The 12010-nt window shown below is 32.3% G+C and carries 15 protein-coding genes; all 15 read left to right on the top strand.

The features are described from left to right. Positions 1-132: 132 nt before the first annotated feature. The 15 genes from CJ739_RS12525 to CJ739_RS12595 all read left to right on the top strand — a co-directional run bounded on the left by CJ739_RS12525 (position 133) and on the right by CJ739_RS12595 (position 11574). On the top strand, positions 133-552 hold the full coding sequence (locus tag CJ739_RS12525; protein ID WP_117175863.1) for a hypothetical protein: 420 nt from the start codon (positions 133-135) through the stop codon (positions 550-552). A gap of 306 nt (positions 553-858) precedes the next feature. After that, positions 859-1296, top strand: a complete 438-nt coding sequence (locus CJ739_RS12530) for a hypothetical protein (protein ID WP_162880206.1) — start codon at positions 859-861, stop codon at positions 1294-1296. Between the two features lie 255 nt (positions 1297-1551). Beyond that, complete coding sequence (locus CJ739_RS12535; protein ID WP_117175867.1) at positions 1552-1953, top strand: hypothetical protein; 402 nt, start codon at positions 1552-1554, stop codon at positions 1951-1953. Between the two features lie 121 nt (positions 1954-2074). Then, positions 2075-2623, top strand: a complete 549-nt coding sequence (locus CJ739_RS12540; RefSeq protein WP_117175869.1) for a hypothetical protein — start codon at positions 2075-2077, stop codon at positions 2621-2623. Between the two features lie 72 nt (positions 2624-2695). Next, positions 2696-3079 (top strand): DUF3997 domain-containing protein, encoded by a 384-nt coding sequence (locus CJ739_RS12545; protein ID WP_117175871.1) that lies wholly within the window; start codon positions 2696-2698, stop codon positions 3077-3079. Between the two features lie 351 nt (positions 3080-3430). Further along, positions 3431-3949 (top strand): hypothetical protein, encoded by a 519-nt coding sequence (locus tag CJ739_RS12550; protein ID WP_117175873.1) that lies wholly within the window; start codon positions 3431-3433, stop codon positions 3947-3949. 91 nt (positions 3950-4040) lie between these two features. Then, entirely contained in the window at positions 4041-4757 is a 717-nt protein-coding gene (locus CJ739_RS12555; protein WP_236951502.1) for a hypothetical protein, read from the top strand. 189 nt (positions 4758-4946) lie between these two features. Next, positions 4947-5726 carry a hypothetical protein gene (locus CJ739_RS12560; protein ID WP_162880207.1) on the top strand — a complete coding sequence of 260 codons (780 nt, stop codon included), beginning with the start codon at positions 4947-4949 and terminating at the stop codon, positions 5724-5726. 460 nt (positions 5727-6186) lie between these two features. After that, positions 6187-6552, top strand: a complete 366-nt coding sequence (locus CJ739_RS12565; protein WP_162880208.1) for a hypothetical protein — start codon at positions 6187-6189, stop codon at positions 6550-6552. Between the two features lie 286 nt (positions 6553-6838). Then, complete coding sequence (locus CJ739_RS12570; RefSeq protein WP_117175882.1) at positions 6839-7381, top strand: hypothetical protein; 543 nt, start codon at positions 6839-6841, stop codon at positions 7379-7381. A gap of 63 nt (positions 7382-7444) precedes the next feature. Next, positions 7445-7840 carry a hypothetical protein gene (locus CJ739_RS12575; RefSeq protein ID WP_117175884.1) on the top strand — a complete coding sequence of 132 codons (396 nt, stop codon included), beginning with the start codon at positions 7445-7447 and terminating at the stop codon, positions 7838-7840. A 169-nt stretch (positions 7841-8009) separates the two neighbouring features. Beyond that, entirely contained in the window at positions 8010-8474 is a 465-nt protein-coding gene (locus tag CJ739_RS12580; protein WP_236951503.1) for a nuclear transport factor 2 family protein, read from the top strand. A 39-nt stretch (positions 8475-8513) separates the two neighbouring features. After that, complete coding sequence (locus CJ739_RS12585) at positions 8514-9209, top strand: aspartate/glutamate racemase family protein (protein WP_117175886.1); 696 nt, start codon at positions 8514-8516, stop codon at positions 9207-9209. A 394-nt stretch (positions 9210-9603) separates the two neighbouring features. Continuing rightward, positions 9604-10872: a chloride channel protein gene (locus CJ739_RS12590; RefSeq protein ID WP_117175888.1), complete on the top strand. Its 1269-nt coding sequence runs from the start codon at positions 9604-9606 to the stop codon at positions 10870-10872. 303 nt (positions 10873-11175) lie between these two features. Further along, complete coding sequence (locus CJ739_RS12595) at positions 11176-11574, top strand: hypothetical protein (RefSeq protein WP_117175889.1); 399 nt, start codon at positions 11176-11178, stop codon at positions 11572-11574. Positions 11575-12010 lie beyond the last annotated feature (436 nt).

Raw genomic sequence — 12010 nt, forward strand, 5'->3', positions numbered from 1 at the left:
GTGTTTTAGATTAAGTTTTTTTATTTAATAGCTTTTTAAAAAGTAATATATTGTATACATAAACGATATGGCTACGATGGAGTTGCTGTTTGTTGTGGTTGTGCGATTGTTGGCTGTAAGCTCGGAAAACCGATGAACTATAAAAATCTGATATTAATAATTACTTTCTCAACTTTTGGAATTGTTATCGGACAAAACCAGAATGGAGAAAAAATTAATCCCAGTTATTTATATGGTAACTATTCAGAAGTTTGGGAATTAAATAAAACCGAATTTGACGATAGAATTATATTGACTAAAAGATTGGAGCACAACGGCGAATATAAAGGACTAGTTACAATGTTTCATTACCACGGCGGACTCAAAACTGGATATTCATTAAATTCTAAAAAGAACGATGGTAAAACAAATCCGTTATTTGGCACTTGGAAAATTAACCAAAGTAATCGGACTTTGACAACGACTGTTTCTTTGGGTGATTTCGGAAAAATATTTCACATACTGGAATTAAGTCCCGACCGACTAGTATTGATGAAATTGAATACGGAATAAAGCCTACAGCCAACGCCGGTAACTGTGGCACAACTAACATATAGACATAAATGGCACTTTTAATAATTACTTACAATTGTAAACGGTTGATTTTTTGCTTTATTTAGTTTTAAAAACCTTTGCAAAGCTAAGTTTTGACTAATTTATCAGGTTGTGCAACAGCCATACCGTGTATAATTAATTGCTTGGTTCTAGTTTGCTTACGAAAATCCGCGAGGATTTTCTATTTGGTTTGTATTTGCTAAATTAGGTGCTTGAACAACGGGACTTACATAGAGTTGTGTGCAAGCTTAAAACTTATTCGAATTGATAAAAAGAGCAATAATAATAACTTTAATTCTGAACTCTATAATCTTGATTGTAGTTCCATCAGGACACGGTTACGGAATTATGGTAATGTTCGAGTTTATTAGTATTCCTTCTCTTTTAATAAATGGAATTGAATTCAAAAAAGAATATTCATTTGAAAATAGTCTTTTATTAATTGGATTAGTTTCCTTGATTGGAAAAGTGGTTTTAATAGTTAGTTTGTTTTATAGAAATATATCGAATAAAAAACTCTTAATATTCGTTGGACTGACTTTATCGGTAATTGCATTTATTGGAGTTGCTTTAGGAGCTTGGAAATACGACAATTTTCTTTTTGCTATTACATTTGGGAGTGGAATCCCTTATTTAATGTATTTTGGAAGAGTAATTTATTTGATTAACCAAAACAAAACCGCTGAACTAAAAGTTGAATGAAAAAGCCAGCGTAATACCGGTTACTCCCCTTGCATAAGACCTCAAGAACCGTAAAAAATCACAGATATAGCTTCTTTTCTTTGAAAGTTTTTAAAACATTTATATATTGCATGGTATGGGAATTTTCATCGTTTTGGAAAGGGGAGGCGATGGAAGGTGAGAGACTAAGGATATCCTTATGTATTTATGGGGTATGGGTGGTGGATGTTATTGTATAACGAGTTGTACAACATACCTAAAAAATATTGTGAATAAATGAAAGTATACGGAAAATGTAAAAATTGCGAAACGGAAAATGGATACTCTACTAATGCAAATACACGTGTGGAATTTGCAATGCAAGATGGAGAAACTAAAGCTCTGAATTGTACGAATTGCGGAACGAATACGGAATATCACGTGGACGAATTATACGCAAAATCGTCGAAAATAGCCCAACTGATTGCTGGACTGATATTTTTCATCGGAACGCCACTTATGTTTTTCGGAATTAATCCAATTTTTATAGGAAGTCGGAGTCATTATGTGATTTATATTGTTGGCGGATTTTTACTAGTACCAATTTTTGGGTATGTGGTTATCAACAAGCAAGACCAAACTCGTGTGAGCGATTTCAATAGACGAAAACTGAAAGGTCGTGTACATAATATTGCGTAATGTACTTTTATTCAAGGTGTATAAAACATAAGCAATAAAAGACAAAAACTAGCGATATCCTGATTTATGGTATATGGATGTTATTGTATAATGAGTTGTATGCAATTATAAAAACCCAACAATGAAAAGAAAACTAATTCTAATTTTTACAATTCTGACTTTCATTTCTTGCGGAAATGAAAATGATGATATTTATAAAACAAAATCTGGTGAGTTTGCATCGAAAAGCGGCAATTTTATTGCAGCTTTCCCTATCAAACCAGGCTATACTGCCATTGATAACCAAATTGGACTTGACAAGTTTCAAATACATATGTTTAGAACCTCATTAGGTACAAATAAAGTCTTCTCTATTGAATACAACGATTATCCGGAATATATGATCAAGTCAATGACTGACGAGCAAATATATTCGCAAGGAGTAACTAATTTTGCGAATAAAATGGCTGATTCATTTAGATTGGAGTTTCAAGAACCAATTGAACAAAACGGATTAAATGGTGTGCATTTTGTTTTTGGGCTTAAAAAACATTTAGTAGACAAAGGAGTTAAAGGTTATATAGCAGGGAAATTGTTTAGAAACGGAAATAGGGTATATACAGTTAGCTATATTGGAGAAAATGACAAACATACCGACTCTTTTATGGAGTCGTTTCGATTAATAAAATAACAGCATACAACAAGCCGTATGAAAATAATGCGTAGTTTGGTTCTTAATCAAAGGTAGTTGCGTGTAATTAAAATGAAAAAAGCTTCGGTATATATATTTATTTTATCAATCATCTGCTTCTCTTGTAGCGAACGAGAATTGGGTAATAGCTACTACTTTCTTCCAAAAGATGAAGCGATAGATGTCGGTTATCCTGAAGGAGAAGCAATAGTTTACAAGTCGAATAAAGAATATGTATTTAGTAATATTAGAATTCGTGGAGATGTCCTAGAAGTACACGCTGATTCAAAGTTCATTATAGCGAAGAGAGATCCTCTTATTAGTTGGGAAACAAATACTGGAGTTTTGGAATATTTCATCATTTTGAAGAAAAATGATAGCTTAATTGGACCACTAACCAGTGAAAAGTTTGGACTAAAAGCTGAAAAATTAGGTGTCAATCTTGAATTTGAATAAAAAACGACACATAACACCGATAACCGTTGCCCAACCCCATGATTTTATAAAAACAAGATATGAATCGCCCTTTTAAGGGCGTTTTGTTTTTTATGGAAGTTATTGCAATCTAAGTCCAAGGCGGTTATATCGAAGTAAAGCATGGCCAATAATGACTTTTAAGCAAAAAGCAGAGACCTTTTAAATCCATAGGCAAAAAAGTAATATATTGCATACATAATACGATATAACTACGATGCTGCTGCTGTTTGTTGTGGTTATGTGGGTTGCATGCAAGCCGGGCAGACATCTCCGGGACAAGCAACCAATTGATGAAAATTACATCTACAAATTGATTTAAAACATCATGCTATGAGACTTATTTTAACTTTAGGATTAGTTTTTTTTCTGAATAGTTGTGATAAGGAAGAAAATTTTGAGCCATCTGGAAAATCAATTGACTTTTACTATATTACAGAATATCAGAAGATAGATAACACTTCCAAGATAATTGATAGCACAGTTGTAATTAGCGGCACTAAGATTATTGATTATTCCGATATTATTTCATACTCATCTAAAGATTATACTTTTACCGTAAGTGATAGTATATCTGATAGATTAAATGATTTTGAGAATCATTCTGTTCATGGGGTTCCATTTGCACTTACTATTGAAGAGGAGGTAATTTATACTGGATATTTTTGGGCAAGTTATTCATCTATGGGCTGTGATTGGATAACAATTGACCCATTGGACATTTCAGGGGATAACGAATTGACCGTTCGGCTTGGATATCCTGGAATGATTCAAGGAGATAGTATACCAGATAAAAGAAATGATTCGAGACTTATTGATATTCTTAAAAAAGACAAAAAGCTTAAGGATTAAATGAAGTTATAACTTATTGTTATACTGAAACTTATAGGTAGTATTGAGAACTTTAATCCATATATAACTAGTTGACAAACATTTGATAAAATTGCTAACAAAAATATTTCCGTTTTTGGTTTTGACTTCAATTTTCTGGAATTGTAAGCAAGAAAAAGTCATTTCTGAAACTGAATTTGAACAAGTTGTTTTCTATGAAATATTTCCTTCAATTTTAGATTCTATCTATTATGATAAACGAATGACTCCACCACCACCAGAGTTTTTCGATAAAAAAGAGTATAATAATAACAATTTGGATAAAGCAATCGAAGATTATAAAAAGTCTGATAAATTTATAAAAGATAAAAACCACTGGGAAAAGAAAAGGGATTTTTTAAGCCGAGACACATCATCAATCTATTTAGCAGTTTTTGATTCTGTAACCAGCTTTGAAAGAGAAGACGTGTATGGATTAGTCGAACATTTTAAAAACCAAAATATAGTTTTAGATTCCAATAACATTGAACTAAACAATGGATTCAAAATAGATTTAAACAAGTTAAAAACTAACAACAAAAAAATCAAATTCAAATATCAATCGGAATTCCCAAAAGGGCGCGAATTTTGGGGAACGGAATATGACTTTTATGTTGCTGCGAAGATTGGGTTTGGTAGAATATTATTTGACAAAAGCAAGTCTTACGGAGTTCTAAATGGAGGATTTGGAATGGGAATTCTAAATGGAAATGGTTTTCGGATTTTTATAAAAAAAAATGACAAAGGGAAATGGATTATTGATAAAATTATTAATACTTGGATTTCATGAAAAATACGTACGGCAACACCAGCAATTGTTGCACAAGCCCATAATTTTATAAGATCCATAGGCCAAAAAGCAATATATTGGATACATAAACGATATAAATACGATGATGTTGCTGTTTGTTGTGGTTATATGATTGTTAGCGATAATATCAACGGAACGATATTTGATGAAAGTTATGAAACTTACATTATGAAAAAAATCATTCTTTTTTTACTCGTGACATTTGGGATTAAATCAGTATTTGCAGACTGTGCAATGAGCGGAATGCAATTCTTTCCCGAAACAAAAGAAGTTGGCCTGAATTCAATGTTCATTATTCAAGGTTATGCTTTTAGCCAAAAGACAATAAAAAGTTTCGAAAACAGAACAATTTACCTTGAAAGTGAAGATGGAGAATTAATTGAACTAAACGTCCAAGAAATTCTGATAGGACAAATGGAATTGACTCAAGCTATTTTGTGTCCAATAAGTGACTTGAAGCCAAATATAACATACTTCTTAAAATACTCTGACCAAACTGAACGAGAAACAAAAGAGATGAAACAATGGAATTCAGACAAAAAAGAATATGAAAAAGTTTATTGGAAAACGACAGATAAAAAATCAGCAGTAAGTTTGAATTCAAATCTAACTCTTGAATTTGAAAAAACAGAAGTTATTCATTATGGTTGCGGACCAGATGCAAATGCAATCTTTAACATAAAAAACAAATCAAATTCAGAAATTTGGTATAAAACGGAAGTTGTTGACTTAAAAACTGAGAACAAAACAACATTTTACATCAAAGAATGGGACGGACAATTACATGTTGGACACGGAATGTGTGCAGGTGCATTTACTTTTAATGCTAAAGGAAAATATAAAGTAAGGTTCACGCCAATGAGCACAGATGGAAAGTCGGTAAAAACAACAAAATGGATAACTTTTGATAGTCCGTTTATGAATGACAAAAACATGTTTGGAAATTGAAAATACTATGGCAAATACCTGTAACCGTCGCACAAGCCCATAATTTTATAAGTACAAGATCGAAATGCGCCCTTTTAAGGACGTTTGTTTTTTGTGGAAGTTATAGCAATCTAAGTTTGAGGCGGTTATAGCGCAGTAAAACATGACCTATGATGACTTTTAAGCAAAAAGCAGAGATCCTTGTAAATTGATATGTGAAAAAGTAATATATTGCATACATAAATGATATGGCTACGATGGAGTGCTGTTTGTTATGGTTGTATAGTTGTTACCCAACATTTGACCAAAAATGTACGCAAAACTGAAATACATAATTCTTATTTTACTTTTGATTGGACTTGGTCTATCAATTTTCAACTACACCAAACTATCAGAATATGAATCTATTTCAAAATTCTATTTACCTGTAACATTATTTAGTTTACTAATAATTTTCATTTTCCTTCCAAGGCAATGGAAAATGAAAAGTAAAAAACTGACTCTGACTGCACTTGGAATTGGAATTTTATTTTCTCTTGTAAGTGCCTTTTCAACATGTGAACATTTTGACAATGAAAGGCGAAATAAAATATTTGCCCAATATAGTGAATTGGATTGCAACCAAATGAAAAACCAATTTAAAACCGATTTAGAAAATAATGAGTTAAAATATTTTACTGGCGGAATGTTTTATAATGAAAAATTTGGAAAAGAACTTGATAAGCTTGGAATCGAGGAATTTTATCAAGGGTGTATTATCACTGTGAATTTCGAGTGTTATCGAAATTTACTCGGCGAGCATCTGAAGAAAGAAAAAAATATTGATTTAGATGAACTATGGAAATAAAAAACGTTGGGTAACACCGATAACCATTGCACAAGCCCATAACTTTATAAGAACAAAATATAAATACACCCTTTTAAGGGTATTTGTTTTTTATGGAAGTTTTGCAATCTAAGTTCAAGGTGGTTATAGCGTAGTAAAACATGGCCAATGATGGCTTTTAAGCAAAAAGCGGAGACCCTTATAAATCCATAGGTAAAAAATAATATATTGCATACATAAACGATATAACTACAATGGAGTTGCAGTTTGTTGCGGTTGTATGATTGTTAGGCATAATTTTGAAAAGATGAAACTCGGATACATCTACAAGCTACTTTTTTTAATTATAATATTGTTTTCGAGTTGTATTTCGACTAAAAAATTAATTCGTAATAGTACCACGGAAATATCTGAATTTGACAAAAATAATCTAGATGGGATTTACAGCAATATAAATAAACAAGCAGAAAACAATAGCTTATGGTTCATTCTAACAAAAACAATCACTCAAAAATTTAATCAAACTAGTATAGAAAACTATAATGTTAAAATAACACTATCAAATGACAAAACATTAAATATAAAGCTTGTTAAACAAGATTCAATTTTAGAAGAATATAATCTTCCAGGTAAAATAAAAAATCAATATTTCTCAGTTGACAAGGATTTAAAACTCATCCCATTTTATCCTATTTATTACATTCGAAACGAGCAAAAAACTATTGTAGGGAATGACAAAGATGGTAATTTAGTCTTAGTTAACGGATTCGAGAGTGAAGGAGCAATTCTATTTTTAGGAAATGGAAATAACGGAATATATGAATATAAATTTGAAAAAATAAAAAACTAAGCGCAGAGACACTTTAAAATCCATAGGTAAAAAAGTAATATATTGCATGTATAAACCTGCTAAATGATAAAATGGAAATCATACTATTTGGTAATTGTGATTATGGTTGCCGGACTTTTATCATCATTTTTTCTTCTGACTAGACAATCTAACTTTTATAATGGTTTAGAAAAGATACACAAAAAAAATAGTTATGACATCCAAGTCAAAGAAGCTTATAATGAAAGAGGAATTTACGTTTTGAACAAAAAATATTATATAAATAGCGCAACCTATGTTATTGGTAATCATTACGGACTTTCCAAAGACAGCGGAATTTGGAGACCTGAAAACGTTGAATACAATCCTCGTATTTCTGATATTTCAGCTCCTTTTACAATTAAAAAAGAAATTGACAATGATACTCTGACTTTGAAAAAAGGAGATAAAACAATTTTACTGCTATTAGTAACTGATTAAATTAAAAAACTATACACAATAACTAGAATAACTAGCGTTCAACAAGTCGTATGAAAACAATGCGTAGTTTAATTCTTAATCAAAGGTTAGTGCTGTTTTGCTAGTTTTTGATTTTGCTTGCGCCAGTTCGCTTCTCCCGTATCCATTCGGTTTGAATTTGCTAAATTAGGTGCTTAAACAATACAACTATCTTTGCACAAAATACTACAAACAAGCTGAAAAAAAACATGGAACCGAAATTAAAAAATTCGATAAAATGACAAAAATTACTGTAAGTGCTGATTGCGGAAATGCACCAAAAAGGGAATTTCTTAAAGAAATAAATATCGCCTTTGCGAAAGGAAATTTAGATTTTATGACAGAGAGCGTAACGGACCAAATTGTTTGGAATATCATTGGCGATAAAAAAATTGAGGGAAAAGAAAAGTTTACGGAAGAATTAAAAAAAATGACAACAGAAAAAGCCTCAGAATTAATACTCGACCGAATTTTAACTCACGGAAGAGAAGGTGCTGTAAGTGGAATTATGAAAATGCAGAGTGGAAAAAAATATGCCTTTTCGGACTTTTACGAATTTAGTGGGGCAAAAGATGAGAAAGTAAAATCTATAACATCATACGTAATAGAAATTTAAATAAAGAGGAGTAGCCAATTAAAGAAATATTAAAAGTAAATGAAAATATTAGGATTAATAGGTGGAATTAGTTGGGTCTCGACAGTGGACTATTATACGCAAATAAATAAAGGAATAAACGAGCGATTGGGTGGATTAAATTACGCTGAATGTATGATTTATTCATTGAATTATCAGAAAATCAAGGACAATAACGACACAAATGATTGGGATTCTACTCTGGAAATGGTAGTTTCTGCTTCCAAAAAATTAGAAAAGAGCGGCGCAAAAGGAATCGTTCTTTGCGCAAATACAATGCATTTTATCGCTGACAGAATTGAAAAAGAAATAGATATTCCTATTATCCATATTGCAACCGCCACTGCTCTTGAAATTAAGAAACTTGGATTGAAAAAAGTGGGTCTTTTGGGAACAAAATTCACAATGGAATATGATTTTTTTAAATCTAAACTCAAGGAACAAGGAATAGAAGCTTTGATTCCAACGAAAGCCTCCGACAAAGAATTTGTCCACAATACAATTTTTGATGAATTGGGAAAGGGAATTATTAGAGCAGAAACGAAAGAAAGGTATTTATCGATTATAGAAGAATTAGTAAATAACGGCGCTGAAGGATTTATAGCAGGATGTACCGAAATTCCTTTGCTAATTAAAGAATCTGATATTGATTTGCCATATTTTGATACTGCCCTAATTCACGGAAAAGCTGCTGTTGAATTTGCTTTGTCTGAATAAGGTAACTTCCTATAACAAGCTGGTAAACGTTGCACAAGACTTCTAAAACCGCTTGAACGGTTTCGCATCTAATTACCTAGTGTTGCAACGCCGGTTAACAATGGCTTTGGACACTGAAGGATTTACCGTAATATTCGCCATGCGGAAAAGTAAGAAAAAGAAAAGCCAATCGCTATTCAGGAAGACCTTGGGCGACCAAATGCAATATGTGTTGCACTAATCCCAATTAAAAAAGATGACACTGGGTGGGCACTTGCGCAAACCCTTGAATTCAACAAACAAATTATTCTTAAATGTCGTTGCCATTTATCCCGTTATCCGGATATTTTTGTTGGATATCAGTATATTTGTTACAGATAACACATTATATACCATATAAAACAGAAAGGGTAAAGTGAAATTAAAACGAAGAAGAAAATTAGTAACGTACTTAAATATTTTAGACCAACCTGTCCGATTCAACCCTTTTGTTTTCAGTCGGACTTTTTTATTGTGGGCTTTTCTCGGATTAGTAGGTGGAATAATAGCGGGACTTTATTGGATTGGACTTGAATTTCTAACGCACCAATTGGCTTTTTTTAGTGGTTGGCAAGTAATTCCCGTAATGGCAACCTGCGGCCTTTTAGCAGGTTTGATCATTCACTTTATTGGAGACCCGGGAGAAATACATTTGATAGTAAACAATATCCGTTTTAATAAGGGAAAGCTAGATCCCAAAAACAATCCTTCCATGGTACTATCCTCGTTGTTGTGCGTAGCATCAGGTGGAAGTCTCGGACCAGAAGCGCCATTAGTCCAAGTAACAGGCTCGACAGGTACTTGGATAGGAAAGTTGTTCCGACTTAAAGGGGAGGAATTAAGGTCATTGAGTATTGCAGGAATGGCATCAGGCTTTACAGCCTTATTTGGAGCGCCACTGGGCGGTAGCTTGTTTTCATTGGAGATACTTCATCATAAACACGCCGTGGAGTATTACAAAGCCATTATTCCTGCATTTGTGGCAAGTTGTTTTAGCTATTTGGTATTTGCCTTGATCATTCATTTAGGTCTTGGACCAATATGGGATTTATCTGCGTATGAATATTCAGGAATTTTTGATTTTGGTTATGCCGTGCTGTTCGCAATAATTGGAGCTGCTTTTGGATGGGCTTTTATTTTTTGCACCAAATTTTTCAAATCAATTTTCGAGAAAAGACCGATACCTATTTATGTCAAAACACTCATTGGGGGAGTTCTACTAGGTGTCATAGCATTTTATTTCCCATTAACCCGATACTTCGGACATCACGAGATTAATGAACTATTATCAGGGAATTTTTCTTTGACTTTGTTGTTTGCAATTTTGATTTTTAAAATCATAGCCATTTCAATAACCGTGACATCCGGTTGGAGAGGAGGGTTCATTATCCCCTTGTTTTTCGTAGGAGCAACATTAGGACTGATAATTTATCAATTGTTCCCAACAATAAATCTGACGTTAGCAATCGTTAGCTGTATGGCAGCAATTAATGCTTGTGTTACTCGAACGCCAATGAGTACGACCATTTTATTGGCAACTTTAACGGGCTTCGGACATTTCATTCCAATCCTTTTTGCGAGTTTAACAGGTTATTTTTTAGCTCCAAGAATACCTTTTATAGGTTCGCAACTGGAGAAAGAATGAAAAAATATGACATACAACTTGGGTAGTTTAAACGCAGGCTGATAATACACCAGTTCTACTTTCTTGATGGAAAAAAACCACATTATTTTGAAAAAATATGTTTGAAAATTTTTAAAACATTTATATATTGCATGTTATGGGAATTTTCATCGTTTTAAAAAGGGAAGCGATGGAAGATAAGAAACATCAAAACTCCCGTAACATCAAAACTTCCGTATAGCCATCCAAAATGGATGTATAAAATGAAGAAAGTTTCATCTATAAACAAGTTTAAGCCATTTAAAAAAAACACCTAAATGAAATATGATAATACCTTCTAACACAGAAAAACCAACCAACAAATTAAAACAAGGTGTTTTTAAAATAAAGCAAGAGTTTGAACCCAATAATAATACCATTGAAATGAGTGTAGTTACTTCTCCTAAAATTAAAAAAAGTGCAATCGTTCTTATTTCGGTTGGATTATTGAATTTCATACATGGAATGCTCCACGTGATACAGTTCCTTCAATCCATGGTATTGATTGCATATGCGACTGAAAGAACAAGCCATCATTCCGAAAGTATTTTGGACAGCATATTGCATCATCCCATACTCGCATTTTTATGGGCCATTATAGGTTTGTTGACATTCTTAATTGGTATCAAGGACTTTAGACATCATAGGAAATGTGGTAATGGTCATAAACATTCGCATAAATAAGAAACTACATTTAACAATAAGGTGTGGTCTTTATTTTAAATCATAATTGTCCGATAAAACTTTTACAATTCTCTGCAAACACAGTGACAATGGTTTTTTAAACAGATTACAGATTTGTGGCTTTGTTTTTTGTAATAATGAGTTACTTAGTGATTCTTAAAACAGACGTGCAAATATATAGGCATTTGAATATCGGTTTATTGCCATTTAGTCTATATGCTATTTTCTTTTAACGAAGCGGTTTTGAACCTTTAATCGGACACTAATGTTTTTAAATAAATATATTTTGAAAGTTTTTAAAACATTTATATATTGCATAGTATGGGAATTTTCATCGTTTTGGAAAGGGAGGCGATAAAAGACTAATGATATCCTGATGTATTTACCGGTATACGAGTAATACATGTTACCGTATAATGAGTTGTCAGTTATGCGA

This window comes from Mariniflexile sp. TRM1-10, from assembly GCF_003425985.1.
Taxonomy (GTDB): domain Bacteria; phylum Bacteroidota; class Bacteroidia; order Flavobacteriales; family Flavobacteriaceae; genus Mariniflexile.

What these genes read in the sequence shown, in the direction of transcription:
- CJ739_RS12535 (WP_117175867.1), top strand. Translation starts at nt 1,552, where the DNA reads ATGAAAGTATACGGAAAATGTAAAAATTGCGAAACGGAAAATGGATAC.
- CJ739_RS12550 (WP_117175873.1), top strand. Translation starts at nt 3,431, where the DNA reads ATGAGACTTATTTTAACTTTAGGATTAGTTTTTTTTCTGAATAGTTGT.
- CJ739_RS12585 (WP_117175886.1), top strand. Translation starts at nt 8,514, where the DNA reads ATGAAAATATTAGGATTAATAGGTGGAATTAGTTGGGTCTCGACAGTG.
- CJ739_RS12540 (WP_117175869.1), top strand. Translation starts at nt 2,075, where the DNA reads ATGAAAAGAAAACTAATTCTAATTTTTACAATTCTGACTTTCATTTCT.
- CJ739_RS12570 (WP_117175882.1), top strand. Translation starts at nt 6,839, where the DNA reads ATGAAACTCGGATACATCTACAAGCTACTTTTTTTAATTATAATATTG.
- CJ739_RS12560 (WP_162880207.1), top strand. Translation starts at nt 4,947, where the DNA reads ATGAAAAAAATCATTCTTTTTTTACTCGTGACATTTGGGATTAAATCA.
- CJ739_RS12595 (WP_117175889.1), top strand. Translation starts at nt 11,176, where the DNA reads ATGATAATACCTTCTAACACAGAAAAACCAACCAACAAATTAAAACAA.
- CJ739_RS12575 (WP_117175884.1), top strand. Translation starts at nt 7,445, where the DNA reads ATGATAAAATGGAAATCATACTATTTGGTAATTGTGATTATGGTTGCC.
- CJ739_RS12545 (WP_117175871.1), top strand. Translation starts at nt 2,696, where the DNA reads ATGAAAAAAGCTTCGGTATATATATTTATTTTATCAATCATCTGCTTC.
- CJ739_RS12565 (WP_162880208.1), top strand. Translation starts at nt 6,187, where the DNA reads ATGAAAAGTAAAAAACTGACTCTGACTGCACTTGGAATTGGAATTTTA.
- CJ739_RS12525 (WP_117175863.1), top strand. Translation starts at nt 133, where the DNA reads ATGAACTATAAAAATCTGATATTAATAATTACTTTCTCAACTTTTGGA.